The organism is Octadecabacter algicola, from assembly GCF_021532625.1.
GTDB classification, from domain to species: Bacteria; Pseudomonadota; Alphaproteobacteria; order Rhodobacterales; family Rhodobacteraceae; genus Octadecabacter; species Octadecabacter algicola.
Genome location: NZ_JAKGAR010000001.1, coordinates 116,527 through 142,475 on the forward strand (window position 1 = coordinate 116,527; position 25,949 = coordinate 142,475).

At 55.3% G+C, this 25,949-nt stretch carries 28 protein-coding genes; 6 read left to right on the forward strand and 22 right to left on the reverse strand.

The annotated features are described in order from the left end of the window. Positions 1-19: 19 nt before the first annotated feature. The 4 genes from L0666_RS00485 to L0666_RS00500 form a co-directional block, all read right to left on the reverse strand. Positions 20-631, reverse strand: a complete 612-nt coding sequence (locus L0666_RS00485) for a hypothetical protein (RefSeq protein ID WP_235257032.1) — start codon at positions 629-631, stop codon at positions 20-22. A gap of 3 nt (positions 632-634) precedes the next feature. Further along, positions 635-1,075 carry a hypothetical protein gene (locus tag L0666_RS00490; protein WP_235257034.1) on the reverse strand — a complete coding sequence of 147 codons (441 nt, stop codon included), beginning with the start codon at positions 1,073-1,075 and terminating at the stop codon, positions 635-637. Positions 1,076-1,171: 96 nt separating this feature from the next. Continuing rightward, on the reverse strand, positions 1,172-2,782 hold the full coding sequence (locus L0666_RS00495) for a peptide chain release factor 3 (protein WP_235257036.1): 1,611 nt from the start codon (positions 2,780-2,782) through the stop codon (positions 1,172-1,174). A 127-nt stretch (positions 2,783-2,909) separates the two neighbouring features. Continuing rightward, on the reverse strand, positions 2,910-3,905 hold the full coding sequence (locus L0666_RS00500; protein WP_235257037.1) for a Hint domain-containing protein: 996 nt from the start codon (positions 3,903-3,905) through the stop codon (positions 2,910-2,912). A 163-nt stretch (positions 3,906-4,068) separates the two neighbouring features. On the opposite strand from L0666_RS00500, the gene L0666_RS00505 reads away from it, so the two are divergent. Both L0666_RS00505 and L0666_RS00510 read left to right on the forward strand, forming a co-directional pair. Next, positions 4,069-4,848, forward strand: a complete 780-nt coding sequence (locus L0666_RS00505) for an SDR family oxidoreductase (protein WP_235257039.1) — start codon at positions 4,069-4,071, stop codon at positions 4,846-4,848. 93 nt (positions 4,849-4,941) lie between these two features. Continuing rightward, positions 4,942-6,018 carry an ABC transporter ATP-binding protein gene (locus L0666_RS00510; protein WP_235257041.1) on the forward strand — a complete coding sequence of 359 codons (1,077 nt, stop codon included), beginning with the start codon at positions 4,942-4,944 and terminating at the stop codon, positions 6,016-6,018. Here L0666_RS00510 and L0666_RS00515 read toward each other — a convergent pair. Continuing rightward, a complete protein-coding gene (locus L0666_RS00515; protein ID WP_235257043.1) occupies positions 5,968-6,654 on the reverse strand; it encodes a helix-turn-helix transcriptional regulator in 687 nt (228 codons plus the stop codon). The two genes, L0666_RS00510 and L0666_RS00515, sit on opposite strands and share 51 nt — an antisense overlap. 190 nt (positions 6,655-6,844) lie before the next feature. On the opposite strand from L0666_RS00515, the gene L0666_RS00520 reads away from it, so the two are divergent. From L0666_RS00520 to L0666_RS00535, 4 genes are read left to right on the forward strand one after another with little or no spacing between them, the layout of a single operon-like run. Further along, positions 6,845-7,060: a twin-arginine translocase TatA/TatE family subunit gene (locus L0666_RS00520; protein ID WP_235257045.1), complete on the forward strand. Its 216-nt coding sequence runs from the start codon at positions 6,845-6,847 to the stop codon at positions 7,058-7,060. A 39-nt stretch (positions 7,061-7,099) separates the two neighbouring features. Next, positions 7,100-7,726, forward strand: coding sequence for a Sec-independent protein translocase protein TatB (gene tatB / locus L0666_RS00525; RefSeq protein WP_235257047.1), 627 nt, complete (start codon positions 7,100-7,102; stop codon positions 7,724-7,726). Further along, entirely contained in the window at positions 7,723-8,667 is a 945-nt protein-coding gene (tatC, locus tag L0666_RS00530; RefSeq protein ID WP_235257049.1) for a twin-arginine translocase subunit TatC, read from the forward strand. The genes tatB and tatC overlap by 4 nt, the downstream gene beginning before the upstream one ends. After that, positions 8,664-9,500 carry an ATP-binding protein gene (locus L0666_RS00535; protein ID WP_235257051.1) on the forward strand — a complete coding sequence of 279 codons (837 nt, stop codon included), beginning with the start codon at positions 8,664-8,666 and terminating at the stop codon, positions 9,498-9,500. The genes tatC and L0666_RS00535 overlap by 4 nt, the downstream gene beginning before the upstream one ends. Here the strand turns inward: L0666_RS00535 and L0666_RS00540 are convergent. The 17 genes from L0666_RS00540 to pyrC all read right to left on the reverse strand — a co-directional run bounded on the left by L0666_RS00540 (position 9,497) and on the right by pyrC (position 25,848). Next, positions 9,497-10,702, reverse strand: a complete 1,206-nt coding sequence (locus tag L0666_RS00540; protein WP_235257053.1) for a peptidoglycan DD-metalloendopeptidase family protein — start codon at positions 10,700-10,702, stop codon at positions 9,497-9,499. The two genes, L0666_RS00535 and L0666_RS00540, sit on opposite strands and share 4 nt — an antisense overlap. Before the next feature lie 60 nt (positions 10,703-10,762). Then, entirely contained in the window at positions 10,763-11,404 is a 642-nt protein-coding gene (locus L0666_RS00545) for a protein-L-isoaspartate(D-aspartate) O-methyltransferase (RefSeq protein WP_235257055.1), read from the reverse strand. A gap of 5 nt (positions 11,405-11,409) precedes the next feature. Then, positions 11,410-12,195 carry a 5'/3'-nucleotidase SurE gene (gene surE / locus L0666_RS00550; protein WP_235257057.1) on the reverse strand — a complete coding sequence of 262 codons (786 nt, stop codon included), beginning with the start codon at positions 12,193-12,195 and terminating at the stop codon, positions 11,410-11,412. A 103-nt stretch (positions 12,196-12,298) separates the two neighbouring features. Beyond that, positions 12,299-12,937: an SDR family NAD(P)-dependent oxidoreductase gene (locus L0666_RS00555; protein WP_235257059.1), complete on the reverse strand. Its 639-nt coding sequence runs from the start codon at positions 12,935-12,937 to the stop codon at positions 12,299-12,301. A 41-nt stretch (positions 12,938-12,978) separates the two neighbouring features. Then, complete coding sequence (locus L0666_RS00560; RefSeq protein WP_235257061.1) at positions 12,979-13,242, reverse strand: hypothetical protein; 264 nt, start codon at positions 13,240-13,242, stop codon at positions 12,979-12,981. A gap of 142 nt (positions 13,243-13,384) precedes the next feature. Beyond that, complete coding sequence (purF, locus tag L0666_RS00565; protein WP_235259529.1) at positions 13,385-14,842, reverse strand: amidophosphoribosyltransferase; 1,458 nt, start codon at positions 14,840-14,842, stop codon at positions 13,385-13,387. Positions 14,843-15,045: 203 nt separating this feature from the next. Further along, entirely contained in the window at positions 15,046-15,627 is a 582-nt protein-coding gene (locus L0666_RS00570; RefSeq protein ID WP_235257063.1) for a CvpA family protein, read from the reverse strand. An 18-nt stretch (positions 15,628-15,645) separates the two neighbouring features. Continuing rightward, the gene (gene radA, locus L0666_RS00575; RefSeq protein ID WP_235257065.1) at positions 15,646-17,010 is read right to left on the reverse strand and encodes a DNA repair protein RadA; all 1,365 of its coding nucleotides are present in this window, start codon (positions 17,008-17,010) and stop codon (positions 15,646-15,648) included. A 48-nt stretch (positions 17,011-17,058) separates the two neighbouring features. Next, positions 17,059-18,015 (reverse strand): alpha/beta hydrolase, encoded by a 957-nt coding sequence (locus L0666_RS00580; RefSeq protein ID WP_235257067.1) that lies wholly within the window; start codon positions 18,013-18,015, stop codon positions 17,059-17,061. After that, entirely contained in the window at positions 18,012-18,464 is a 453-nt protein-coding gene (locus tag L0666_RS00585) for a paraquat-inducible protein A (protein WP_235257069.1), read from the reverse strand. The genes L0666_RS00580 and L0666_RS00585 overlap by 4 nt, the downstream gene beginning before the upstream one ends. Before the next feature lie 82 nt (positions 18,465-18,546). Then, positions 18,547-19,251, reverse strand: a complete 705-nt coding sequence (locus L0666_RS00590) for a DNA repair protein (RefSeq protein WP_235257071.1) — start codon at positions 19,249-19,251, stop codon at positions 18,547-18,549. A gap of 568 nt (positions 19,252-19,819) precedes the next feature. Next, positions 19,820-20,566, reverse strand: a complete 747-nt coding sequence (locus tag L0666_RS00595) for an ABC transporter ATP-binding protein (RefSeq protein WP_235257073.1) — start codon at positions 20,564-20,566, stop codon at positions 19,820-19,822. Then, positions 20,563-21,351 (reverse strand): MlaE family ABC transporter permease, encoded by a 789-nt coding sequence (locus tag L0666_RS00600; RefSeq protein ID WP_235257075.1) that lies wholly within the window; start codon positions 21,349-21,351, stop codon positions 20,563-20,565. Before L0666_RS00600 ends, L0666_RS00595 begins: the two co-directional genes overlap by 4 nt. Further along, positions 21,348-22,385: an alanine racemase gene (gene alr / locus L0666_RS00605; protein WP_235257077.1), complete on the reverse strand. Its 1,038-nt coding sequence runs from the start codon at positions 22,383-22,385 to the stop codon at positions 21,348-21,350. The genes L0666_RS00600 and alr overlap by 4 nt, the downstream gene beginning before the upstream one ends. A 42-nt stretch (positions 22,386-22,427) precedes the next feature. Continuing rightward, entirely contained in the window at positions 22,428-23,915 is a 1,488-nt protein-coding gene (locus L0666_RS00610) for a replicative DNA helicase (RefSeq protein ID WP_216037294.1), read from the reverse strand. A gap of 189 nt (positions 23,916-24,104) precedes the next feature. Then, positions 24,105-24,779 (reverse strand): orotate phosphoribosyltransferase, encoded by a 675-nt coding sequence (locus L0666_RS00615; RefSeq protein ID WP_235257079.1) that lies wholly within the window; start codon positions 24,777-24,779, stop codon positions 24,105-24,107. A gap of 19 nt (positions 24,780-24,798) precedes the next feature. Beyond that, a complete protein-coding gene (pyrC, locus tag L0666_RS00620; RefSeq protein WP_235257081.1) occupies positions 24,799-25,848 on the reverse strand; it encodes a dihydroorotase in 1,050 nt (349 codons plus the stop codon). Positions 25,849-25,949: the final 101 nt, after the last annotated feature.

Sequence of the window (25,949 nt, forward strand, 5' to 3'; positions counted from 1 at the left end):
CGCGTGAAGTTGCTTAAGGTCAAGTAAACAAAGGGCTTTGCGCAGAGGGGTGGATAACTGGAGCATATCCGTTACGCAAAACATCCACCATTGGCGGCGCCGTAAGCAGTGTGACCATTCCAGACGGACGCGGTTGGGGCGCGCCATATCCATCTGGCATGTAGGGTAGAGCTGCGTCTCCATTTAACAGGAAGACGCGGTCAGTTTTGATAAACGTTCCAGCAGGCAGGCTATCTGCATCGGCCGTATGGGTTTGAAGGAGGCGCGCGCCATGAACTGCGCGTGCGCGGTGCAAGTCGTCGTCCATATGTGGCGCACTTGGTGTGCCACCCCAGGCATCTTTAAATACGTTGTAGCTTTTTCGGCGGCAGTAGGCGCAAGGGCGATGCCCTGCAGCCAATGCGACTGCTTCGTCCAGAAAGAAGAGCTCGGTCCAGTTGCGGCCCGTCATCACATCACGACGGCGGCCCTGCCAATCAAGCGTGCAGCAAATCCATGCACGATGTTTCCACAGAGCATCCCCTATGACCTTGTCAGAGGTGTGTAGTATTCCGCGATTGCCCGTAAAAAGACCACGAGACGGCACAGCGATAAACTGGCCGTCCGGCTGGACTCGATTGCGCAGTGGCATGATTTACAGGGGGCGGGCGCCTGTCAGGATCGTGGACTGCCATGTTTCAGGGTCTGAGATCGTTTCGAGAGCACCGCGAAGCGTGATCTGCTTGCCTTCTTCATACAAGACCGGCTCGGCCATGCTGACCTGAAGCGAAGTGCCATGTTCAGCGGACCCGCACAACGGGCAGAAGCCCATGTCGGAAATCAAGATGAAATCATACATCCAAGGGCCTTCGCTCAGCGGGACGAGGTAGCCAGAGATGTCAAACTGCTCAACACCATTTTCCAAAGCCGCAGGAAAAACTTTGCGCACTTCATAGCTTGTATCTGTAATGACTTCGTCGACTTGGATCTGCGAAAGCAGGTCCCACTGCTCTGGCGTGTCTTCGGCCCAGACCATAGTTGCGCCAAGACCCAAAGGTGCCGCAAGCGCGAGTACAGAAGTTGCAGATTTAGTCATGATGCCATCTCCAGTGTTGGTAGGTGAATCCTAAGGCAAAAAAACTTAGTGATCCAGCCACAGTTTTTGTCATGCGCGACTTGTTGCGGATCAGACTCAGCCAGCCATCATTTCTTTGGTCGAGGTGAGAGAAACATCCGGATAATCGCGGGCGACGCGGTCGATGTCCCACTGCAGGCGTGTCAGATAAACGGTGTCGCCATCGCTGTCTGTTCCGATGTGCTGCTTGTTGGCCGCAACGAACTTGTCCACCGCGTCTTTGTCACCCGAAACCCAACGCGCTGACGTGAACTGGGATTGCTCAAACCGCACGGGCAGGCCGTATTCCATCTCAATGCGACTGGCGAGGACTTCGAATTGTAGCGGGCCAACAACGCCAACGATAAAGCCAGACCCGAAGCTCGGCTTAAAGACCTTGGCTGCGCCTTCTTCGGCAAACTGCATGAGCGCCTTTTCAAGATGTTTCGCCTTAAGGGGGTCACCCGCGCGCACGCCTTGCAGCAGTTCCGGCGCAAAGGACGGGATGCCTTTGACTTGTAATGCTTCGCCTTCGGTCAGGGTGTCGCCGATGCGCAATTGTCCGTGGTTGGGAATACCGATGATGTCGCCAGCCCATGCTTCTTCCGCCAATTCGCGATCAGACGCGAGGAACAACACAGGGTTGGAGATCGCCATTGGTTTCTTGGTGCGCACATGGGTTAGCTTCATGCCGCGTTTGAAGTGGCCCGACGCCATCCGCACGAACGCTACGCGGTCACGGTGCTTTGGGTCCATATTGGCCTGCACCTTGAAAACGAAGCCCGTCACTTTGGTTTCGTCAGGGTGAATGACGCGCGGTTGGGCGGATTGCGGCTGCGGCTCGGGGCCGAATGCGCCGATCCCTTCCATCAATTCACGGACCCCGAACGAGTTGATCGCGGAGCCAAACCAGATTGGTGTCATTGTGCCTTCTAGAACAGCTTTGGGGTCGAGGGATGGTAGCAATTCCTTGGCCATCTCGATTTCTTCACGGAACTGTTCAAGCAGCGCCGCAGGAACATGTTCTTCCCATTTCGGATCATCCAGCCCGTTGATTTCGATGCTCTCGGCAACGGTATTCCGGTCGGCGCGGTCCATAATGTCTAAACGATCACGCAAGATGTCGTAGCAGCCGATGAAATCACGGCCAACGCCAATGGGCCAAGATGCCGGTGTCACGTCAATCGCAAGGTTCTCTTGGATTTCGTCAATGATCTCAAACGTATCGCGGCTTTCGCGGTCCATCTTATTACAGAACGTCAGGATCGGAAGGTCACGCAGGCGGCAAACTTCGAATAGCTTTTGCGTTTGGGATTCAACACCCTTGGCGCCATCAATCACCATCACGGCCGCATCAACGGCGGTCAGTGTTCTGTACGTGTCCTCGGAAAAGTCCGAGTGGCCCGGCGTGTCGACAAGGTTGTAGCGCAGCGACCCTTTGGCGCTGGCAAAGTCAAACGACATCGCAGAAGCCGACACCGAAATCCCGCGATCCTTTTCCATCTGCATAAAGTCGGATCGGGTTCGGCGGGCCTCACCCTTGGCGCGCACTTGGCCGGCCATCTGAATAGCCCCACCAAACAACAGGAACTTTTCTGTCAGGGTCGTCTTACCGGCATCTGGGTGCGAAATGATCGCAAAGGTGCGGCGGCGGGCAATTTCAGCGGGAAGGGGGGCACGATCTGTCATGCTCCGCGCTATAGCGATGTGCTCGAGCAAGGGCAATCACGACGACGCATTGAAGAGAGTTCGGCACGGCAATCGCAATTCGACTTGCGACATCAGCCCTATCGAAGACAATCACCCGTTTGATGGATCAGCTTGAGGAGGCGCGTTTCAGAAGTGTTACGACGTCCGGCCTGTTTGCAAGGCTTTCCGTAACTTCAAAATCTTGATGGGGCGCTGCAGCGTGATCAGGAATGAATTCACCGTCGGCGACGTCGTCTGGCAGTGCCTTACGGGTTCTGGAATCGACCAAAAGCGTCTCGGCGGCGATCCCTTCCGCGTAAATAATCTGGTGGTCATCAAACAAGATTTGGAAGTAATCCACGAAACCGCCATCGAGTTGATACACGCTATCGCCATTGATCAGGTGCCTGACTTTTACCAATACCTCGGAGCGGCCGGCTCCTAGTCGGTCTTCGCGCTGGTATATAAACAAGCGGTGGTCGGGCGACAGGATGAGATCACGGCTATTGAAAAGCGCGCCCTCTGAGATGACGACTGGCGCAAAATCACCAACCGCCCGAAGGGTTGTTTCACCAATCCATCGAATAGCTTGCGGCCCGGCATCGCGGGTCAGGACGCGATCACCGATATTCAGATCTTCGATCGGCACTTGCGCACCGGACGCCAAAGTAATGTGTGTACCACGCGCAAAACGCACACAGGCGACATCACCAAATTTCGCAGCCGCAGACTCGCGGTCGGCACCGACAAGACGATAAATGCTTTCTGGCTCGAAAGTTGCCAGCGGCATCAAATAAACCTCGGCGGCCTCGTCCCCTTCGACTTCGACCAGTACCAAGGCTTCGTAGGTCGTACTGTCACGCGCCATAAGCGTAATTGCACAATCCAGGTAAAGCAGGTTCCCAGGAGTTCCGAGTTCGGTTTCTTCGGCAATGATAAACGCGGACCCGTCGCCCTTTTCATAGATCAACGCCTTACGCTGCGATCCTGTTGTCAGTTGGTACACATCGTCGAGCACCAGTTCGTCCATAAATGACATGACGTCACCTTCGGCCACGCCGTCTGTCACCACGAAGGCGTCAGAAGGATAGACGGCTATGGTGTTCTGGTTCGTCTTGGACATAGATGGAAACTCAATTCAACAAGGGTGGTCAACTGTGACTGACCTAACATAGAAAATGGGCCAAACGGCGTCAAAGTTCCGTCAGGTCAGAGGCAATTGACGCCTAGGTAACGTATGTGACTTTGTAGGCCAAGAGCATCAAGCGACAACAGGAGATAACGACATGGATATGGGAATTAAGGGTAAACGGGCGTTGGTTTGTGCGTCGTCAAAGGGATTGGGGCGCGGTTGCGCCGAGGCTTTGGCGGCCGAAGGTGTCGACTTAGTGCTAAATGCACGAGGGGCGGACGCGTTGGAAACAACCGCACAAGCGATCCGCGATGAACACGGGGTCGATGTTGTTACTGTCGCAGCCGATGTCACGACCCAAGACGGCCAATCCGCTGTCATCAAGGCGGCGCAAGGTGTTGATATTTTAGTGACAAACGCGGGTGGTCCGCCTCCGGGGTCATGGGCCGACTGGGGACGGGATGATTTCATCGCCGCACTTGATGCCAACATGCTGACGCCCATTGCGCTCATTCAAGCTCTGGTACCGACGATGATGGATCGCGGTTGGGGCCGTGTGGTCAACATCACATCTGGATCGGTTAAGGCACCAATTCCTGTGCTTGGGCTGTCCAACACTGCCCGCACAGGATTGACGGGCTTTGTTGCGGGAACCTCGCGTCAGGTTGCGGGTTCTGGCGTCACTATAAACAACTTGTTACCGGGCATTCACGCCACGGATCGTGCGCAGTCTTTGGACAAAGGTGTCAGCGACGCACAAGGCATTTCCATGGAACAAGCTAAGACAAACCGCGAAGCGACGATTCCTGCAGGTCGATACGGCACCCGTGAAGAATTTGGTGCAGCCTGTGCGTTCCTATGTTCTGATAAAGCTGGCTTTATCGTCGGACAGAACCTGTTGTTGGATGGTGGGGCGGTGAACGCAACGATCTAGCGTCGTGGCGGGTCATCTCTTGCTCTGGGGCGTCTGCATTGCTATCTGCCTTATTTATCCGATATTTTCGGTAAGGATTAAGGCCGTATCCACGTGACAGACGCTCCACGCTTAGAAATCAAGTCGTTAAGCCGCTCTTTTGCGGGTCGCAAGGTTGTGGACGATGTCTCGTTGTCGGTGATGGCGGGGCAGGTGACTTGCCTGCTTGGCCCGTCTGGCTGCGGCAAATCGACGACGTTGCGCATGATTGCCGGCATCGAGATGCAGGATTCCGGATCGATCCTGTCGGACGGGGAACTGCTGTGCGACACGGTTTTTCGCGTCCCGCCTGAGGGGCGCGGTATCGGGTTAATGTTTCAGGACTTTGCTTTGTTTCCGCACCTAAGCGTTGCGGGCAATGTGGCCTACGGGCTGTCAGGCAGCACGCGCAGCAACCGGGCACGGGTCGAAGAATTGCTAGAACGGGTCGGGATGTCGGCTCATATCGATAATTACCCACATGAGCTTTCTGGTGGCGAACAGCAACGAGTGGCACTTGCGCGGGCCTTGGCACCACGTCCAAGGATCATGTTGATGGACGAGCCGTTTTCAGGACTGGATGATCGACTGCGCGATGAAATCCGCGATGAGACTTTGGATGTTTTGAAATCCGAAGGTGCGGCTGTTTTGTTGGTCACCCATGAACCTGGCGAAGCAATGCGCATGGCCGATGAGATTGCCCTGATGCGGGATGGCAAGATCGTTCAAAAAGGCGCACCCTACAACATCTACAATACGCCCGTTGATAAGGATGCGGCGGGTTTCTTTAGCGATATCAATGTTGTGCCATCCGAAGTGAATGGCGCGTTGGCCCATACAGCGTTCGGGCGCTTCCTTGTTCCAGGTGTGGCTGATGGCTCGGCAGTGGATATTATTGTGCGGCCTCAGCACATCAAAATCGACTTTGACCGATCCGGCAAGGGTCCCAATCCGACGATTGCCGATGGCACGCCTGCACGTGGTGTTGTGAAACGCGCGCGTTTTATGGGCAACGAAAGTCTGGTTGAATTTGTGCTGGATGATGGTTCTTTGATGAAAGCTATCGTTCCGTCCGTCTTCTTGCCCAAAGTTGGCACGGTGCTATGGCTGATGATCCGGCGCGACAAATGCTTCATTTTCCCGCGCGACTAAACGTTCATAATCGATCAACCGCTTGCCGTCTTCTTCGACGAACAAGGATGGCAGCACTCGCATCCCCGTAATCTGGTCAATGCGCAGGTCATCGAATTTCCGTGTGGTATCGCACCAGACAACGCAGGTCCAAAGCCGTCCCCAATAATCCAGCTGAAGAGGGCGGACCGTGCGATCGCGCCCCGCAATACTAAGTGATAGTTTCTGACGTGCCCGAATAGCTGCGCGGATCTTTGGCAAATGTTGGAACCCGCGCGCGGCATCCGCAAAGGGGTAAACCGCTAAGGTATTGGGCGCGTTCATTTCTGGCAGCACACCGTCGAGCTTAGCGGCAAGGCTGGCGGCGGCGGTCGCAAGATCGGGGTCTTGCGCCTGTCCCATGGCTGCAAGGCTGACATGGAGTGCCTCTAGCTCGGCCATGCTTAGGTTCAGCGGCGGCAGCGTGATGGCGGCCGTAACGCGGAATCCGGTACCGCGTTCGCCTTCGATGGGCACGCCGGACGCGGCTAACGTATCCATATCGCGGTAGATCGTGCGCAATGACACATCCATCGCGCGGGCCAAATCAGCTGCGCGGTGCAAATCGCCATCTCGCAGGTGGCGAATCAAATTCATCAGTCTGTCTGCGCGTCTCATAAGACCTCTCTTGGGGATAGTTTTGTCAAAAAACTGTCAGTTGTCAATTTAGTGACACAAGAAAGCTAAAACCCTTACAAATATAGGGGTATTTTGTCGTTTCCCCCTTTCATATCCGCCCAAGCCCCCCTAAGTCTGTTTCCTGCAATGCCAACGCGGGCCAAATGCCCGCCCCTCGTGGAGAGAATACATGCTCAACAATATCGGCCTTCCTGGCCTTCTTCTGATCGCCGTCGTGGTGCTGGTCCTGTTTGGCCGCGGCAAAATTTCGTCCCTGATGGGTGAGGTCGGCAAAGGCATCACTGCGTTCAAAAAGGGCGTTGATGACAGCAAGAGCGAAATCGAAGACGCAATGGCTGAAGACGCCAAAGACGTCACGCCGACTGAAGACGAGACCAAGGTTTAATAACCTGCTCTTTTCTCACTTAATTACCGGAGGCGTGTCTTGCCCAATCTAAGCTGGATGGAAATGTTGGTCGTCGGGATCGTGGCACTGGTTGTCATTGGTCCCAAGGATTTGCCGGGTATGTTCCGGCAGGTTGGCCAATTCGTGGGTAAGGCCAAAGGCATGGCGCGGGAGTTTTCCAGCGCCATGAATGCTGCCGCTGATGAGGCGGGCGTCAAAGACATCAACAAGACACTGAAAGCGGCTGCTAATCCGCAGAAGTTCGGTGTCGACAAAATCCGCGAAGCCACGAAGATGCAGGGCGGTTCTATGCCTGACCCTGATGCTAAGCCGGAAAACGAAACCGATAAGCTTCGTGCGAAGATGACGGATGAACGCAAGGCGACCGCCAAAAAGATGAGCGATGCCATGGCCAAAGCGGCCAACGAGCGTGTGGCGGCTGAGAAGGCGGCCGAAGCCGCAACCAAAGCACCAGCGGGCACCGTGAAAGACGCGCCAAAGACTGCGAAAACCGCGACATCGGCGTCCAAGTCTAAAGCCCCGGCTAAGGCGGGCACAAAGAAAGCGCCTGCCAAAAAGGCCGCGACAAAGGCCAAAGCCAAACCAACAACATCTGCAAAAACAGCTAAGCCCAAGGCTGCTAAGGCCTCGAAGGACGCGAAATGAGCCAGACTGATACGTCCGAAGATGGGCTGAACACCGATGAAATGGAAGACAGTTCAGCGCCGCTGATTGAACATCTGGCCGAACTGCGAACACGACTGATCCGTGCCGTTCTTGCGTTCATTGTCGGTATAGTGATCGCCTTTACGGTCGCAGAGCCGATCCTTCAGTTCTTGCTTGAGCCGATTGAAGCCACGTTGCGCGAACTCGGTGACCCGTCCCCGACGATGCAGTATACATCGCCGCAGGAATACCTGTTCACCTTATTCCGTATTTCGATGGTATTCGGCTTTGCTTTGGCGTTTCCGGTGATTGGGTACCAACTCTGGCGGTTCGTTGCTCCTGGGCTTTACAGCAAAGAGAAGGGCGCGTTCCTGCCGTTCCTGATCGCGTCTCCGGTGATGTTCCTGCTGGGGGCTTCGTTTGCGCACTTCGTTGTGACACCTTTGGCCATGGCGTTCTTCCTTGGCTTTGCGGATGTTCCGTCCATCATCGCGGATCTTATGGCCGGCTTTGTCGGCGGGACTGATGGCGCGAATGTTGTACCCCTAGAGGACGAAGGCATTCGCATTACCTTCTTTGGTAAGGTGAACGAAAGCCTCGATATTACGCTGAAATTCATCATGGCCTTTGGCCTTTGTTTCCAGCTTCCTGTTCTTTTGACCCTCATGGGGAAGGCAGGTTTGGTCAGTGCCGAAGGTCTGCGCAACGTCCGCAAATACGCGATTGTCGGTATCTTGCTGCTCGCCGCTCTGGTGACGCCGCCTGACATCATCACGCAAGTCATCCTGTTTGTGGTGGTCTACGGTCTTTATGAGATTTCCATCCAGTTGGTAAAGCGCGTCGAAAAAACGCGCGAAGCCAAGCTGCGCGCCGAAGGCCTATGGTTTGACGATGAGGAAGAAGACGAAGACCTTGCCAATGATGAAGAGTCCACGTCGTGAATGATGAAACCTTAGGCCGGATCGCGGATGCGCTGGAACGTTTGTCACCAGCCCCCGCGACCGCGCCTGACTTCAGTGGTGCAGCCTATGTCTGGCACGCCGATCCCGATCGTTTGGAACCAGTTGAAACGGTCAGCCGTGTTGATCTGTCCCTGTTGATTGGTATCAACCGATCGCGCGATACCCTGCACGCCAACACAGTGCAGTTTGCCAAAGGTTTGCCTGCCAACAACGCCCTTCTCTGGGGCGCGCGCGGCATGGGAAAATCCAGCCTTGTCAAAGCGATCCATGGCGATGTTCAGGCCAAACACGACAAACTGAAAATCGTTGAAGTACAGCGCGAAGATCTACCCAGCATTGGCCGTTGCCTGGCTTTGCTGCGGGGACGTCCTGAGCGGTTTATCATGTTTTGCGATGATCTGAGCTTTGGTCACGACGATGCCCATTACAAGTCGCTTAAGGCGGTCCTTGATGGTGGTATCGAAGGGCGGCCCGAGAACGTCGTGCTTTATGCGACGTCAAATCGCCGCCACTTGATGCCGCGTGACATGATCGAAAACGAACGATCAACTGCAATCACCCCGTCCGAAGCGGTCGAGGAAAAGGTGTCGTTGTCGGATCGGTTCGGGCTGTGGCTCGGGTTTCATCCGTGTGATCAGGACCAGTATTTGGACATGATCCGCGGCTATTGTGATGCGCATGGTGTGCAGATCGACGATGATACGATGCGCGCTGAAGCCATTGAATGGCAAGCAACGCGCGGATCCCGTTCAGGGCGCGTTGCTTGGCAATATTTCGTCGACCTTGCTGGCCGCAAGGGCGTTACGGTTTAGGGCAGGTAGTCTGCGGGATCGACACTTTCGAGCCCGTCGCGGACCTCAAAGTGCAAGAAGGCAGGCGATCCTGCCGCAACTTCGGCAATAGACTGACCTTGGTATACGCTGTCGTCTTTCTCGACGCTCAGGTTATCAACATTCACATAAACCGTCAGGATATTGCCCGTGTGGCGTACAACGATGATCTGTGCGCCATTGGTGTTCTGCGTGATGGCTGCGATTGTTCCGGCCGCTGCGGCTTTAACCGACGTACCTGCAGATGCGCTGATGTCGATGCCCTCATTGCGGCCCGGGTTGTATTCACGAATGATGCTGCCTTGGACCGGATAGATAAACGGTGCGCTGGTGGCAGGGGCTGGCGTTGTGATTTCGCCAATATCAGGGGCAGGGGTCGTGACCTCTGGTGTTTGTGGGGTCACGTCCACTTCGGGCAGTGGTACGACAGCGCTTGGTGGTGTCGGGGTTTGTGTCCCTTCGCCGGGTGTTGAAACGGCAGCGGCTGGTTGTGCTGGTGGCGTGGCACCCGCAACAGGGATCAGCAATTGCTGGCCTTCGCGCACGGTTAGATCGGACCCAAGGCCGTTCCATTCAGACAAAGCAGCAACAGGCACATCATAAAGACGCGCGATCTGGAACGCAGTTTCGCCACGGGCGACGCGGTGGAGGCCTGGCTCGATGCCGGTTTGCGCTGCCGATGCCGTTGTCGTTGCGGTAGGTGTCGTCGTTTGCTCACCCGCGCGGTCAATTGCGTCAGAAGCAAGCGTCGTGACATTCACGCTAGGTGGTTGGATCGGGCCTGTGGTCAGCGCGCCGGTTGCGGGTGACGGTTCGGCGACACGCGCAGGGAGAGCGACGACTTCATCGCGACGAAGCGCGATATCAGCGTCCACGCCATTGTAGGCCGCCAACTCATTGGCATCGATGTTCAAGCGGGTTGCGATCTGGCGAACAGTTTCGCCGCGTTCTGCAACTACCACTTGGTAATTAGGATATGAAATTACACCACGATCATCTGGTCGTGGTCTGTTAGCGAGGTTACGCGCCGCATCGGTTGTGTCGAATCCACCACCTAAGTTGCGGATATCCCAGTCAAAATCTTGCTTGATGATGTTGCCTTCGCCATCGCAGGCCGCCAGCGTCGCTAATGCGACAGACGCCAAAAGTGCCGTGCGGAATCGTGAATAAACGGGCGTGCCCATGCCTTGCTCCTCGTATGTGCAGGGTCTTTTGCCCTGCTTTTACTGCGTTATAGCTGTGTTTTAGTCTTTTCCCAAGCCCTCAAGCAGGGGGACAAAGCGCACTGGGCGAATTTCCTCGTACTCGAAACCGGTCTCGTTTCGGGTAACCCGAATGAGCGTTTGTACAGAATCTGACTGCCCGACCGGCAAAACCATAATCCCACCAACCTTGAGCTGCGCCAAGAGAGGCCCCGGAGGATCCTCAGCGGCGGCGGTGACAAGGATGCGGTCAAACGGGGCCTGTTCTGGCAATCCGTACGAACCATCCGCTGTAAAGGCAGTCAAATTGGTGATGTCGAGCGATTGGAACACCGCGCGGGCATCGTTCATCAATGTCTTGTGACGGTCCACGGTGTAAACGCGCCGCGCAAGGTGGCTCAGGATCGCGGCCTGATAGCCAGAGCCTGTGCCGACTTCCAAGACCTTGTCACGCGGTTGAATCTGCAACGCCTGCGTCATCAAACCAACAACAGACGGCTGACTGATCGTTTGCCCGCACGCGATTGGCAGGGGCATGTCCTCATAAGCGCGATCTGAAAAATGGCCTTTGACGAACAAGGCGCGGTCTGTCTTTTCCATCGCGGTCAGGACACGTGCATCCGTTACGCCCTTGGACCTAAGGGCGAACAGGAATTGCATCTGAAGTTCGGCGCGTGTGTTCATGACATTCATTTCAAACGCTCTGTTAAATCATCTAAGACATCGTGGGCGGTTAGATCTGCGCGCATTGGTGTGATCGAGATATAGCCGTCTAGGTTGGCTGTCACATCGGTTCCTACGCCAGTTTTTTGATCTTGGCGCCCCCCCGTGACCCACAAGAAACGGCGTCCATTCGGGGCGGTCATCGGTTCCATTCCGAAACTCGTCTGATCGCGGAATCCTTGGCGCACAACCTGCATGCCTTTGACATCTTTGGCGGCAATAGGCGGGAAGTTGATGTTGTAGAAGGTGCGGTAGCTGTCGCTGGTCCAGATGCCTTTGTCCAACAAAGCACGAACGGTTTCCGCGCCATGCTGTGCGGCCGCTTCGAATGGATCGTCGAGGTCTTTGTTTCCGGCACCGAAAAACTGGCTCATGGCGATGCCGGGGACACCTTGCAGCGCGGCTTCGATGATAGCGCCAATGGTGCCCGAATAAAGCGCGTTGTCGGCAGCATTGTTGCCACGGTTGATGCCAGACAAAACCAGATCGGGTTTTGCATCTTTCATCACGTCGTAGAGGGCTGCCAACACGCAATCAGCAGGGGAGCCTTCGGCGGCGTAGCGGCGATCATCCAGTTTGGCGATCATTGTGGGGCTGGAATAGCTGATGCAGTGACCAACGCCCGATTGCTCAAATGCCGGGGCCACGGTCCAAACTTCACCGCTCGGCCCAGCCACATCATGGGCAATCGCGGTCAACGTCGCCAGTCCGGGCGCGTTTATGCCGTCATCATTGGTGATAAGAATTCGCATGATCGCCTGCTTGTTTTCTATGTTGTTAAGTCAGCAGCGGCAGTGCGGCAATGGAAGAGACAGGGAAAACGCAACGCCATGCCTCGGCGTTGCATCAAAGACTCTAGCCAGTGATCAGTGGAAGCAGGCGGGCGGCTTCACTGTGGATGTCGGCCAGTGGATCGCGGTCTTCCCCTGGAAAGAAACGCGCCCGTGTGGCTGTTGGCATCGGGTTTGGTGTGACGATCTGAACGTTTGGTCCTGTTTTTGCCGTCTCGATAGCCCATGATTTGGCCAGCGCAATTTGCGCAGCCTTCGTGGCGCCGTATGATCCGAAGAATGCAGCGCCCTCACGCGGATCATCAAAGAACACGGCTTTGCCGTCGGCACCCAACAACGGAGCGACATAAGAGATCAGCCGCGACGTAGCTGTGATGTTGATCTCCGTCGACTTGGTGAAATCTTTGGGATTGATGTGGTGGGCAGGTGTAAGCGGCGCGGCGTGGATGGCCGTATGAAGCCATAGATCAACACCGCCCCAGCGGTCATGAATAGATCTGCACAACTGCTGCATGGCCGCATCAATCGTAATATCCATCGGGGCCAATGTTGCGTCGCCGCCAGCGGCTTTGATGCGGTCATCAAGGTCTTCAAGCGCACCGGTTGTGCGGCCAACGGCGATGATGTGATGGGTCGGGGCGAGGGCTTCTGCCAGTGCGGCGCCAAGCCCGCGTGACGCGCCAGTGATAAGAGCTGTTTTCATAGCGCCTGATTAGGACGCCCACTAACAAATGGCAATGTGACTTATCCAATCACGAGACGGTGGATTGTCGCGCCCTCTTGGATCATCGCCCAGCCGTCGCCTGTTCCGATGAGGGTTAAGTCGCCCAACAGGGCGTCCGTTTCCAAACGAACGATGGCACCGGATCGGGTCCGCAAAAGGACGTGATCGTTTTCGGGGCCCTGAAAGACACCAATCAGTGTCATTGGGCGCAGCGGGGCGCGGACCGTTTGCGTTGCCGCATCCGCAGTCACGGCGTTGGTCGCGGTAAGTGGTTGGGTTGTCATTGTCGTAGCCTATGAGTGGATCAGGCGGGGCAGGTATGCCTGCACCGCCCATCCGTCGAGTCCCATAGGTAATAAATGCTGCGGCGCGGCATTATTCCGCCGATTGCCTGCCGTTCTGGGCCGTTAAAGCCCAAACATGGGCCTATTCCGCGGCCGCTTTCATCTCGAAACCTTTTTCGAGCATGTCTGACGGTTTCACAGGATACTCTCCGCTAAAACAGGCATCGCAGTATTTTGGAGCAGACGGATCACGGCCTGATGCCTCACCGACGGCACGGTAAAGACCGTCGAGCGAAATAAACTTAAGGCTATCGACAGCTAGATGTTCCCGCATCTCTTCTTCTGACATCGTCGCAGCCAGCAGCTTTTCACGCTGTGGCGTGTCAACGCCGTAGAAACACGGCCAAGCGGTTGGCGGGGATGCGATGCGGAAGTGTACTTCAGCCGCGCCGGCCTCAAGGATCATTTCTTTGATCTTGCGAGACGTTGTGCCACGAACAACGGAATCATCAACAAGAATGATGCGTTTGCCTTTGACCAAGGCGCGATTGACGTTGAGTTTAAGGCGCACACCCATGTTACGGATTGATTCAGACGGTTCGATGAACGTCCGGCCCATATATTGGTTACGAATGATGCCCATCGCATAAGGGATACCTGATTCAAGCGAATAGCCGATTGCCGCCGGGGTGCCTGAATCTGGTACAGGGCAGACCAAGTCAGCCTCAACAGGGTTTTCTTTAGCCAGTTCACGGCCAATGTTTTCGCGGGTTTCATATACGCTGCGCCCACCAAGGATACTGTCCGGGCGGCTGAAATAAACATGTTCGAAAATGCAGAAACGGGACGGCGCACGGCGGAATGGAAAGTGGCTTTCGACGCCTTTTGTTGTGGCGACAACCATTTCACCTGGTTCAATTTCACGAATGAAGGTCGCGTTGATGATATCCAAAGCACAGGTTTCAGACGCAAGAACCCAACCATCGCCAAGTTGTCCCAGCACCAAGGGGCGCACGCCCAATGGGTCACGACAGCCAATTAGTTTTGTGCGCGTCATTGCAACGACGGAAAAAGCGCCTTCAACCTTGCGCAGGGCTTCTTCCATGCGGTCGGGAATGCTTTTGCCCATGGAACGGGCCATCAAGTGGACAATACATTCACTGTCGCTTGAGGATTGAAAGATCGAACCGCGTTCGACCAGTTCTTTGCGAAGTGCAAGTGCGTTGGTGATGTTACCGTTGTGGGCAATCGCTGCCCCGCCCATGGAGAATTCCCCAAAGAACGGCTGAACATCGCGAATCTGAGTTGCCCCTTTGGACCCCGATGTGGAGTAGCGAACATGCCCAATGCCAATGGGACCGGGCAGGGTGGCCATCGTTTCAGCGTCGGTAAAGTTGTCGCGGACATAACCGAAACGACGAGCTGAGCTAAATCCTTGGCCAAATTCGTGGGTGACAATGCCACCCGCTTCTTGGCCGCGGTGTTGCAGGGCATGAAGTCCGAGAGCTGTGATGGAGGCTGCGTTTTCGACGCCGACGACGCCAAAGACGCCGCATTCCTCTTTTAGCTTATCGTCATCAAAGGGATGCGCAGGTGGCATACGGTCGCGAAGGGTACGAGACGCTGAATTGGACAAGAGGAGGCTCCGAATCCGAGGGGTATGAGATGTGAAGGGGTTTAGCGGTTTGTCACAGGGGTGTCACGAACAGATAGATCACATCTTGCCTGCCTTTTCAGGCAGCCAAGTTCAGTGATCTCGTTTTATTCTATAATGAAAGCAGACGCGAGCGGTTCCCCCAGCGATTAATTCTCAGGGGTAACGGGTTCTTCTGGGGCGCCACATTGGCCGACCAGCTGTTCGTACTGGGTTGTGATCCAGCCAAGAGCGGCCTCCGGATCACGTTCTTCGATGTTGCCCGTCATCTTCGAGAACACGGCAATCGCACGAGAGTCTTCAACCATTTCAATGTCTTGGGATTCTAGGACTGTTTGGTAGACAAAGAAAGCGACAGCGACCAACAAGATGCCACGCAGAGCGCCAAAGAGGAAACCCAAGCCTTGATCAAGACCACCAAGGGCGGATCGTTGAATGAGCGAAGAAAACAGGGGTGTAAAGATCGACACGATGACAAGCACAATCGCGAACACCGCAGCAAAAGCTGCAATCACTGACAGTTCGCAGCTGTCACCGATAAAATCGCCAATTACAGGGATCTGTTTGACCAGTGGCTGAACTTTGTCGGCAAAGATAAAAGCCATGATGGTCGCGATGACCCAGCCTGCAATGGCCAGTGCTTCGCGCACCAAACCGCGGCTGTAGGCGAGCAACGCCGAGAGAACGATGACAACAGCGACTACGCCGTCAATAATTGTAAAGTCTGCCATGGTCCGCCTCGCTTGGGGTTATCGCGCCCCGAATACCTGTTCAACAAATGCGTGGAGGTCGCGCATCTCGCGCAAATCCACCCCGCTGTCCCCACCACGTTTCGCACGCACTGGAGTAATTGCTGAGGTAAAACCAAGTTTTGACGCTTCTTTCAACCGATTTTCCGTCTGAGGGGCCGGACGAAGGGCCCCAGACAGGCTAATTTCGCCAAAAACAACACAGTCTTTGGGTAAAGCTGCATCTTCGCGGGCGGAAACTAACGCAGCGGCAACGGCCAAATCTGCGGCTGGTTCGGTCACGCGAAGCCCGCCAGCGACGTTCAGGTACACATCCAACCCCGTAAACGGCACCCCCGCACGAGATTCGAGCACCGCGAGGATCATCGCCAAACGGCTCCCATCCCAGCCAACAACCGTACGGCGCGGTTGACTGTGGGGGGAGGGCGCAACGAGTGCCTGAAATTCGCACAACACAGGCCGAGACCCTTCGATGCCCGCAAACACGGCAGACCCCGGGGCGGGCTGTCGTTCAGATAGGAACAGCGCCGAAGGATTCTTAACCTCGGCCAAGCCTTTGCCTGTCATTTCAAAGACGCCAATCTCATCGGCCGGACCAAAACGGTTCTTAACACTGCGAAGGATGCGGAACTGGTGGCCGCGTTCGCCCTCAAAATAGAGAACCGTATCAACCATATGTTCCACCACACGCGGCCCAGCGATGGCGCCTTCTTTAGTGACATGGCCAACCATAACGATGGCGATGCCATTGAGTTTGGCGAAGGTCGTCAATTCATGGGCGGCGGATCGAACTTGGCTGACAGAACCAGGCGCGGCTTCTACAGTATCCAGCCACATCGTCTGGATGGAATCGATGATAACGAAATCGGGCTTTTCGGTTTCTAATGTCGTCAGAATATCGCGCAGGTTGGTTTCTGACGCGAGTTTCACAGGACTTTCAGTAAGCCCCAAACGCCGTGCGCGCATTTGTACTTGGCTGCGGGATTCCTCACCCGAGATATAGAGAACCTTCAGCCCATTGCGTGCGAAACGTGCGGCGGCCTGCAACAGTAAAGTCGATTTGCCGATGCCCGGATCGCCGCCCACAAGAATAGCCGAGGCTTTGACCAAGCCACCGCCCAATGTGCGATCCAGCTCTCCTACTCCTGAAAGAGTACGTGGTGGTTCGGCCTCTTCGGTGGCGAGATCGGTGAGGGGGATGGTCTTGCCCCGTGCTGCGCCCATCGCTTTTTTGCTGCGCGGGCCAGCGGACAGCGGCTTTACCTCTTCAATAGTGTTCCATTCGCCGCAGCCGTCACATTTGCCGGACCATTTGCTGGTTGAGGCATTACATGCGGTACAAGTGAAGGTGGGTTCTTTAGCCATGTTCACGTTTTATTCTAATGCGCGCGCAATGCAAGAGGCCCGTTCCTCTTAGCCGGCGTTCGTTGTCCGCAAAAATTCAAGAACTGTCGGAGAGGTGAGGGCGACTAAGTGCCTGTTTCCTGCATCCCTCACGTCAGATAGATCGACCACGCGGAACCCAAGTCCCTCGTAGGTTTCGATCTCATCCACATCTGCGCCCACACGATTGCTTGTTTGGGCCAGCCTGGCCGAGACGAACAGTGCTGGATCGCGGCCAGAAACCACCAGTAAAGAATTTTCAGGGAGCGGCGAGATATCGGCGACCTGCGAATTAAAGACTTCGGGTGCGATGTCTGGCTGCAAAAGAACCAAACCATCCAACACAACAGGGCGGTTCTGAAGGCGCATTCGTACAAGGGCTTCCATCGCGAGCATGCATCCAAGAGAGTGGGCCACAACGGTGATTTGCCCGTTCCAAACGCGGTCTAGCCTAATGAACAACTCCTCAAGCGCGGACCGCGATTGCAGGGCGCTGTCTCGGTCGAACAGATAGCCGCTGGCAGATGCCCGTGATGGCCAAACAAACGCCAGTTGCGGCCCTCTAAGGTTTGTATCAGTAGCCATCTGTGCGTGGCGGTAGACAGCCTCGGCGGAGGTGTTGTTGAACCCGTGAACCCAAACGACCAAAGGATCGCCCTGTGACGGTCCAAGCGCCGCCCGAAGTTCCGCATCCGACGAGACCTGAGTTTGCTGAGACAATGTAAATGCATTCGGCCCTTCAACCGGCACTTCGCCGGGTGCGCGGTCACGCGGGACGGCAATGCCAAGGTCAAAGAAATTCAAACCATCAACGCGGTCGGTTGCATCAAATGTTGCCCGATTTGTCGCCATCAAAATCCTTTGGGTGTCCGTAACGGCGCCAATGATCGGTGCTGTGAATAAGCCCCGAGGCGCGCAGCCCGCCATCAAAGCAGCTGTGCTGGTGCCTAAAAAGGCGCGGCGACTAAAGGAAGTGGCGGTGTTCACGGTGTGGTTTTCTTTATGTGGCGTATCGTGAGGATTGAGACAAGAATTGACGCAAGGACGCAGCCTGTAAATAGATAAAGGCCCCATCCGCCTTCAACGGTTACACGACCCGCGCCTTTGACCACAACAACATACAGGGCGATCAGGAAAATGTCGGCCATTGCCAGCTTACCCAGATAGCCAAGAACGGGCAGAACCTGTGCCTTGAGCAAATCAAAATGCACCAAGGCAAGGCCGATGGTTTTTAAGTAAGGGGCGAAAACGGCAAAGGCTGTGACGATTAATGCCAGAAAGACGTCGCTGCCCCAAAGGCTTTGCAGGCCCGAAATGACCGATATTTCGTCCATACCAAAGATCGGCAAAAGGGCCGCCCGCAAGAGGGGAGCGAACCAAGCGATCGGGAACAAGATCAGTAGCGATAGGTTAGCAATGCGAAGTGCGTTGAGCATCAAGTAGTCCTCGTTTCATGAGGACTATGTGGCGACCAAAGCGGGCCACCACAAGGTGTTACTGCTAGGGGGAAAGGTCGGATTATTCAGCAGCGGGCTTTTGTGACAGCTTTACGATCTCGGCGCTTTCCTTGCCCAAGGTGTAACCAAGAGACGGCAAAGTTGCCTCAAGCTGTTCTTCCAACTGGCTCAACTGGCTGGCGACAACGCTTTCTTCCAGTTCCACCTGTTGGGACCATTTGCGAATGTCGCGCAGCGCGTGGTGCGCTTCGACGATCAAGGATTGCTGACGCTCTGCTTCTTCTTGGCGCTGTGTCAGGAATGTCTTCGCGCGCATGACCTTTTCATCGCTGTAGACATCAGCCAATTCACGGGATTGCTGGGACATTTGTGCGGCCAGTTCCAGAACAGATGGTTCCAGACGGTCTAGGTCAGGGTGGTCTCGAAGGTAGGACAGGCGTTCACGCACAGCGTCAAACTCACTGCTCATGGTGAAAACACCGGAACGATCTGCTGTATGGCAAAGGTGATAAGCGCGCGCGACATCTTCCATGCTGAGTTTGAAGTTCCGGTGGGAACGTTCAAGCGACATGATACGGCCTGCGCTGGGCATGAAAAAGAACAGTGACGCGAGGATGACTGTCAATACGATCTGCGTGATCAAACCAGCGTTCGGCACTGAGTACTCACCAAAGACTGCCGTGAAGGTCAGCCAAGGAGCCAAACCAAACGCGCAAGCCAACGTATACGCGACCGCAGTCAGACCGATCAGAGCGATCAAGGTCATTGAAACAAAATGAAGACCACGGTGGCTACGTGCCACCAAAGACAGATCGGACACATTCACCCCCAAGTTGTGATGCACAAAAAAACGTTAACCCATCTTAGGCGGTTTCCTGCCGAGGTCCCAAGGGGAAATTACCCAAAAAAGCAGCATGGTAAGGAAAACCGGAACAATAACAGGCAATTGGCCGGATTGTTTGAGGATATAGAGATATTTTGATGATGCGTGCTTGTTTTCCGCTTCCTTTATCTGGGGCGGAAACTTTGCATCGGGTCGATATCAAGCCTGATCTTCGAAATGTAGTGTTTGTTCTGGTGCCGCACACAGTGTTGCGATTCGGATGGGCTCCTACAGACTAAAATTAGTTTGCGATAAGGCCGAATACATTGAGGCGGCCGCGATCACCAGAAGGACGCCTATAACCATCAAAATGGCAGGCCAAACGCGCGGTTTTTTTGAGGGATTCCAGAACTGTCCCACAAGCCCAATGAGCAACAGAACTCCGCCAAGGGGTGCGCCACCGAAGGCAATAACAACAGCGATCATTAGGTCCATTATTCCACCTCTTCGGTTAGCGGACGGCTTCGATCGGACCTTCTGCGCGTCCATGGATGAATTGATCCACATAGGGATCATTGGATTCGTCCATGTCGCCCACTGGGCCGCTCCAGCGGATTTTGCCAGCGTGGAGCATGGCGACCTTATCTGCAATCGCACGAACGGATGTCATGTCATGGGTGATGGTGATGGCCGTTGCGCCCATTTCCGTTACGATTTCACGGATCAGATCATTGATGACGCCAGACATGATTGGATCAAGTCCGGTCGTTGGTTCATCGAAAAAGATGATCTCGGGCTCGGCCGCGATTGCGCGTGCCAGACCGACGCGCTTTTGCATGCCGCCAGATAGTTCGGCGGGCAGGCGGTCGGCAACATCTTCTGTCAGCCCAACGCGGCGCAGTTTTTCAATAGCGATTGCGCGGGCTTCGTCTTTTGGTTTCTTTAGCGACCCACGCAAAAGGCGGAAGGCGACGTTTTGCCAAACGGGAAGACTGTCAAACAGCGCAGCACCCTGAAACAGCATTCCAAAGCGCGCCAAGAACGCATCGCGGTCGCCTTTGTTCACATCCTTACCGTCTACAGTGATGGTCCCGCTGTCCGGTTGAACAAGACCCAGTACAGATTTGATAAGAACAGATTTTCCGGTGCCAGAGCCACCGATCACAACCATGCTTTCGCCCTTGGGGACGTGCAAGCTTGCACCGCGGAGAACTGCGTTACTGCCAAAAGACTTATGGAGGTTTTCAATCGTAATCATGCTGAGAAAAACGCCTCAGTCAGGAGGAAGTTGGCGGCGAGTATCAGGATCGCCGCCGCAACAACGGACGACTTTGTTGCGCGGCCAACGCCCATCGCTCCGCGCTCAGAATTCATGCCGTAGTAGCATCCCATAAGGGCGGCGATGAACCCAAACACAGCTCCTTTTGCCAAAGATGAGATAACATCCAAGGGTTCTAGGAAATCGGCGGTGTTTTGTAGGTAAGCGGCTGCATTAAAACCAAGTCGTCCGGTCCCGACAAGATACCCACCATAAATACCCACGATATCGCCGACACCAACAAGCAGCGGCATCACCAAGGTTGCCGCCAGAACGCGGGGCAGGGTCAGGTACTTCATCGGGTGGGTCGAAAGTGTCACCAAAGCGTCAATCTGTTCAGTCACTTTCATGGTCGCAATTTCTGCGGCAATCGATGACGTCACGCGCGCCGCGATCATCAGCCCGACCAAAACAGGGCCAAGTTCGCGCACCATGCCGATGGCGACGATCTGCGGTACGACTGCTTCGGCACTAAAACGGGCGCTGCCCGCGTAGATTTGTAGGGCTAAGGCACCACCGGTGAATAGGGCGGTCAGCCCAACGACCGGTAAGGAGAAGTAACCGATCTGCAAGAGGGCATGGGCAAACTCACGACCGTAGAATGGCGGACGAACCAAATGGCTGATGGTTTGGCCGGTAAAAACACCCAACCGTCCGACGGATGCTAGAACCCCAAGAAACGCCGCCCCTAGGGATGCCAGAAATGAGGACACGGGAGCGATCATCCGCCTGCATACCGACGCGCATAGCGCGACCCGAGAGAGGTCAGGATTTCATAGCCAATTGTATCCGCTTTAGCGGCCAAGGCATCGACTGTTTGATCGGGGCCCAAAACAGACAGCGAGCCAGGCAATTCGGGCAGGTCCGTCACATCAACGGTGATCAAATCCATAGACACGCGCCCAACGACAGGCACGGATTGGCTACCGTGCCACAGGTTAACACCTGCGGATAGCGCGCGATGTAGCCCATCTGCATAACCGCCTGAAACGGTTGCTATTTTGGAAGGACGTTTTGCGGTCCATGCATTGCCATAGCCAACGGTTTCGCCCACTTCGAGTTCACGAATTTGGATTACCGGCAAGTCCAGGTAGGCCACGGGCTGCGCATCCGCGAATGGCATGCCGCCATAAAGGCCGACACCGGGGCGGGTCAGATCGAAATGGTATTCGGGCCCCAGAAGGATACCCCCCGTCGCAGCCAAAGATCGCGGAACCGAAATACCGTCCGTCATCAGGTGAAACTGTTCAAGTTGCTGGCGGTTCATCGGGTGGTCCGGCTCATCGGCGCAGGCCAGATGGGACATTACAAGGCGGCAGTTTTGAGCCAAAGCAATTTCGGCCACGCTCGCCCATTCGCCAATCTCAAGGCCAAGGCGGTTCATCCCAGTATCGAGTTGAACCCCAAACGGATGCTCGGGAAGGGCTTCTAGGTGGCGGGTCAACTGGCCGACGGTATTGCACATCGGTGTCAGGACCATATCGGCGATCATATCTGTATCACCGCGCATGTGGCCCGAGAACACACAGATTTCCACATTTGGACCAAGGGCTTGGCGTAGTTCTACGCCTTCTTCGGCGACGGCTACGAAAAACCGTTTCACGCCGGCTTTAGCAAGCGCGCGGGCGACTTTACCCGCGCCGAGACCATAACCATCGGCCTTTACGACAGCGCATGTTTCAACGTCTGTCATTGCATCCAGCGCGCGCCAATTTGTGGCGAGCGCGTCTAAATCAACTGATAAGAAACCTGTACTCATTGCGGTGTTGTGCCAGCCTGTGCGTTGAGGGGCAAGCCGCCTTTAGAATTCTTGATCGCCGTTCTGCTGCCAAGGTTTCACAAGGTTGCCAAAGCGGGTGAATTCCGGCGTGAACGACAGTTCCACGGTGCCAATTGGACCGTGACGCTGTTTACCGATGATGACTTCGGCTTTGCCGAAAAGATCGGACATCTTCTGCTGCCAAGTGGCCATCGCCTCGAGGTTCGAATCCTCGGGCTTTTCGCGTTCGGTGTAATATTCACCACGATACACGAACATGACGACGTCGGCATCTTGCTCGATCGAACCGGATTCACGAAGGTCAGACAGTTGTGGGCGTTTATCTTCGCGGCTTTCAACCTGACGCGACAACTGAGACAGGGCGATAACCGGGATGTTGAGTTCCTTGGCGATCGCCTTGAGACCCATGGAAATCTCACCGATTTCCTGAACACGGTTGTCGGACGTCCCGCGGACAAGCTGCAGGTAGTCGACGATCAACAGATCAAGGCCATGGGTCCGTTTCAGGCGGCGCGCACGGGCGGACAGTTGGCTGATCGGGATTGCAGCCGTGTCATCAATATAAAGAGGGCACGCCTCAAGGGATTTAGCGGCATCTACGAAGCGGCGAAATTCGCCTTCGGTCATGTCACCTTGGCGGATTTTATGGGACGAAATTTCTGATGCTTCCGCAAGAATACGACCAGCAAGCTGTTCCGCCGACATTTCGAGGGAGAAGAACCCGACAACACCGCCATCAACCGCACCTTCGCTTCCGTCCGTCAGAAGGCCCTTTTTATAGGCCTTGGCGACATTGTACGCGATATTGGTCGCAAGTGAGGTTTTCCCCATCGATGGACGACCCGCAAGGATCAACAAGTCAGACTTGTGCAAACCACCAAGCTTGTTGTCCAAATCGATAAGGTCCGTTGCAACACCGGCCAAACCGCCTTCGCGCTGGTAGGCGGAATTGGCGACGTTAACGGCTTCGGTGACGGCTTTAAGGAAAGATTGGAACCCTCCTTCGGAACTGCCTTGTTCGGCCAGTTTATAAAGGGCCTGTTCAGCCTCAACGATTTGCTCTTTCGGCTCGCTTGCGACGTCGACCTTTTTGGCCTTTGACGCAATGTCGTTGCCGACGGTGATCAATTCACGGCGTACGGCAAGGTCATAGATCATCTGCGCGTAGTCGCGGGCCGCAAAGGCAGAAATCGCAGCACCGGCAAGACGCGCAAGATAGGCGGGACCGCCGAGTTCTTTGAGGCCTTCATCGTCTTCGAGAAACGCCTTTAGCGTGACAGGGGACGCTAGGTTGTTTTTGGCGATACGTGCGGCAGCGGTTTCAAAGATACGTGCATGCACGGGGTCATAAAAATGGTCTGGGCCGACAATAGACGCAACGCGATCAAAGATATCGTTGTTGGTCAGGATTGCGCCCAAAAGCTGCTGTTCGGCTTCGATAGAATGGGGGGCAGTATCAACGTTCGCTTCAGCGACGCCTGTTGCGTTGAATGTCGATACTTCGTTCATTTGAGTGCCCCTTGATCGCGCGTCCCACCGCTGCGCTGTCATACAAAATCAGCCTCAACGAGGCAAATTGTATAACCTGTGGATAGGTCGCTGCGCGAAAGTGTGCCACAACATACAGCAGTTTGATAGGGTGCTGCTGCTGTATGTTGTAGCGAATGGGTCGAAACCCATTCGGATTATTTTATATGTTTACGCGTGGGCCGCTGACCAACCTGCTGGATCGCGCAGGTAGGCTTCGACTTCGGTCAGTGTTTCAGCGTCAAAGGATTCGGATGCCTTGGCTTCCGCCAGAACGTCCCACCATGTGCACAAGCTGATGAGCTGAACGCCATGTTCGCCCAAGGTTTGTTCGACACCTTCAAAGATACCGTAGTAAAAGATGACGGCGGTCGCATTACAGGTCGCACCGGTTTCGCGGATCGCGTCTACGAAAGACAACTTGCTGCCGCCGTCAGTCGTAAGGTCTTCGACCAGCAGCACGCGTTGGCCTTCAGTCATCACGCCCTCGATGCGGGCGTTGCGGCCGTAGCCTTTGGGCTTTTTGCGAACGTAGGTCATTGGCAATGCAAGGCGTTCTGCCATCAAAGCACTGAACGGGATGCCAGCGGTTTCCCCGCCTGCGATATTGTCAAACGCTTCGAACCCGACTTCGCGCATGGTCGTCACGGCCAGAAAATCCATCAAAGTGCTGCGGATACGCGGGAAGGAAATCAGTTTACGGCAATCCACATACGTCGGAGCCTTCTTGCCGGACGCATGTGTAAAAGGCTCGGTTGCGTTGAAATCGATCGCACCGATTTCGATCAGCATACGTGCCGACAGGCGGGCGATTTCGGCTTTGTCAGGAAAAGACGTAGGGATCATGGTTCTCTTTCGGTTTAGGTTATTGCACGCGCCAATGAAGCGGGAAGCCTGGGTCAAACACTGTGACAGGACCGTCACCGGTATCGACTGTAGCAGGGTAGGTGACAGGATCACCCTTGGTCAGAGTCATCGTGGCCTCGTTGGGCGGCAGGTTGTAGTAGCGCGGGCCCGCAAGCGACGTGAAGTTTTCGAGCTTGCTCATGGCACCTGCGGCGTCAAACACTTCGGCAAGGCAGGACATGGTGTTGATGGCGGTGAAACAACCGGCACAACCACACGGCAATAGCTTATTTTCGTCCGTGTGCGGCGCGGAATCTGTTCCAAGGAAGAACCGTTTGTCTCCCGAGATCGCAGCCTGCACCAAAGCAATGCGGTGCTTTTCGCGCTTGGCGACGGGCAAACAGTAATAATGTGGTTTGATCCCGCCGGCGAGGATGTGGTTACGATTGATGATCAAGTGGTGGGTCGTAATGGTCGCGGCAAGGTTTGAACGGCTGTCACGCACGTAATCAACTGCGTTTTCTGTTGTAACGTGTTCCATAATGACCCGCAAATCCGGCGTCTTTTTACGGATAGGTTTAAGAACCTTATCAATAAAGACGGCTTCGCGGTCAAAGATATCGATTGACGGATCAGTGACTTCGCCGTGCACACAGAGCGGCAGGCCGATTTCGGCCATCTTTTCCAGCACGGGGCGGACTTTGTCGAAATCAGAAACACCAGAGGCAGAGTTCGTTGTCGCACCAGCTGGATAGAGTTTAACAGCAGTGATGATGCCGTCCGCGTGGGCCTTTGCGATGTCTTCTGGATCTGTATCTTCGGTCAGATAGCATGTCATCAACGGGCGAAAATTGGACCCTTCGGGGACGTGTGCCATAATGCGGTCGCGGTACGCGGCGGCTTGCGCGCCTGTCACGACGGGTGGCACCAAGTTGGGCATTACAATCGCACGTTCAAAGTGAGCGGCTGTGTGAGGCGTCACCGCGGCCATCATTGCACCATCGCGTAGGTGAAGGTGCCAGTCATCTGGGCGGCGGATCGTCAGGCTATCTGGGCTTTGTTTGGGCATACCCGCCCTTTACACCGCCCGCCGCCGTCTGACCAGAGGGATCGGTTTGACAATTCCCCGTAAACCGCCCCTTGTCTTAGGGGCGCGAGTTTGCGAAATCC

What these genes read in the sequence shown, in the direction of transcription:
- L0666_RS00485 (WP_235257032.1), bottom strand. Translation starts at nt 631, where the DNA reads ATGCCACTGCGCAATCGAGTCCAGCCGGACGGCCAGTTTATCGCTGTG.
- L0666_RS00490 (WP_235257034.1), bottom strand. Translation starts at nt 1,075, where the DNA reads ATGACTAAATCTGCAACTTCTGTACTCGCGCTTGCGGCACCTTTGGGT.
- L0666_RS00495 (WP_235257036.1), bottom strand. Translation starts at nt 2,782, where the DNA reads ATGACAGATCGTGCCCCCCTTCCCGCTGAAATTGCCCGCCGCCGCACC.
- L0666_RS00500 (WP_235257037.1), bottom strand. Translation starts at nt 3,905, where the DNA reads ATGTCCAAGACGAACCAGAACACCATAGCCGTCTATCCTTCTGACGCC.
- L0666_RS00505 (WP_235257039.1), top strand. Translation starts at nt 4,069, where the DNA reads ATGGATATGGGAATTAAGGGTAAACGGGCGTTGGTTTGTGCGTCGTCA.
- L0666_RS00515 (WP_235257043.1), bottom strand. Translation starts at nt 6,654, where the DNA reads ATGAGACGCGCAGACAGACTGATGAATTTGATTCGCCACCTGCGAGAT.
- L0666_RS00520 (WP_235257045.1), top strand. Translation starts at nt 6,845, where the DNA reads ATGCTCAACAATATCGGCCTTCCTGGCCTTCTTCTGATCGCCGTCGTG.
- tatC (WP_235257049.1), top strand. Translation starts at nt 7,723, where the DNA reads ATGAGCCAGACTGATACGTCCGAAGATGGGCTGAACACCGATGAAATG.
- L0666_RS00540 (WP_235257053.1), bottom strand. Translation starts at nt 10,702, where the DNA reads ATGGGCACGCCCGTTTATTCACGATTCCGCACGGCACTTTTGGCGTCT.
- L0666_RS00545 (WP_235257055.1), bottom strand. Translation starts at nt 11,404, where the DNA reads ATGAACACACGCGCCGAACTTCAGATGCAATTCCTGTTCGCCCTTAGG.
- surE (WP_235257057.1), bottom strand. Translation starts at nt 12,195, where the DNA reads ATGCGAATTCTTATCACCAATGATGACGGCATAAACGCGCCCGGACTG.
- L0666_RS00555 (WP_235257059.1), bottom strand. Translation starts at nt 12,937, where the DNA reads ATGAAAACAGCTCTTATCACTGGCGCGTCACGCGGGCTTGGCGCCGCA.
- L0666_RS00560 (WP_235257061.1), bottom strand. Translation starts at nt 13,242, where the DNA reads ATGACAACCCAACCACTTACCGCGACCAACGCCGTGACTGCGGATGCG.
- purF (WP_235259529.1), bottom strand. Translation starts at nt 14,842, where the DNA reads ATGCCACCTGCGCATCCCTTTGATGACGATAAGCTAAAAGAGGAATGC.
- L0666_RS00570 (WP_235257063.1), bottom strand. Translation starts at nt 15,627, where the DNA reads ATGGCAGACTTTACAATTATTGACGGCGTAGTCGCTGTTGTCATCGTT.
- radA (WP_235257065.1), bottom strand. Translation starts at nt 17,010, where the DNA reads ATGGCTAAAGAACCCACCTTCACTTGTACCGCATGTAATGCCTCAACC.
- L0666_RS00585 (WP_235257069.1), bottom strand. Translation starts at nt 18,464, where the DNA reads ATGCTCAACGCACTTCGCATTGCTAACCTATCGCTACTGATCTTGTTC.
- L0666_RS00590 (WP_235257071.1), bottom strand. Translation starts at nt 19,251, where the DNA reads ATGACCTTGATCGCTCTGATCGGTCTGACTGCGGTCGCGTATACGTTG.
- L0666_RS00595 (WP_235257073.1), bottom strand. Translation starts at nt 20,566, where the DNA reads ATGATTACGATTGAAAACCTCCATAAGTCTTTTGGCAGTAACGCAGTT.
- L0666_RS00600 (WP_235257075.1), bottom strand. Translation starts at nt 21,351, where the DNA reads ATGATCGCTCCCGTGTCCTCATTTCTGGCATCCCTAGGGGCGGCGTTT.
- alr (WP_235257077.1), bottom strand. Translation starts at nt 22,385, where the DNA reads ATGAGTACAGGTTTCTTATCAGTTGATTTAGACGCGCTCGCCACAAAT.
- L0666_RS00610 (WP_216037294.1), bottom strand. Translation starts at nt 23,915, where the DNA reads ATGAACGAAGTATCGACATTCAACGCAACAGGCGTCGCTGAAGCGAAC.
- L0666_RS00615 (WP_235257079.1), bottom strand. Translation starts at nt 24,779, where the DNA reads ATGATCCCTACGTCTTTTCCTGACAAAGCCGAAATCGCCCGCCTGTCG.
- pyrC (WP_235257081.1), bottom strand. Translation starts at nt 25,848, where the DNA reads ATGCCCAAACAAAGCCCAGATAGCCTGACGATCCGCCGCCCAGATGAC.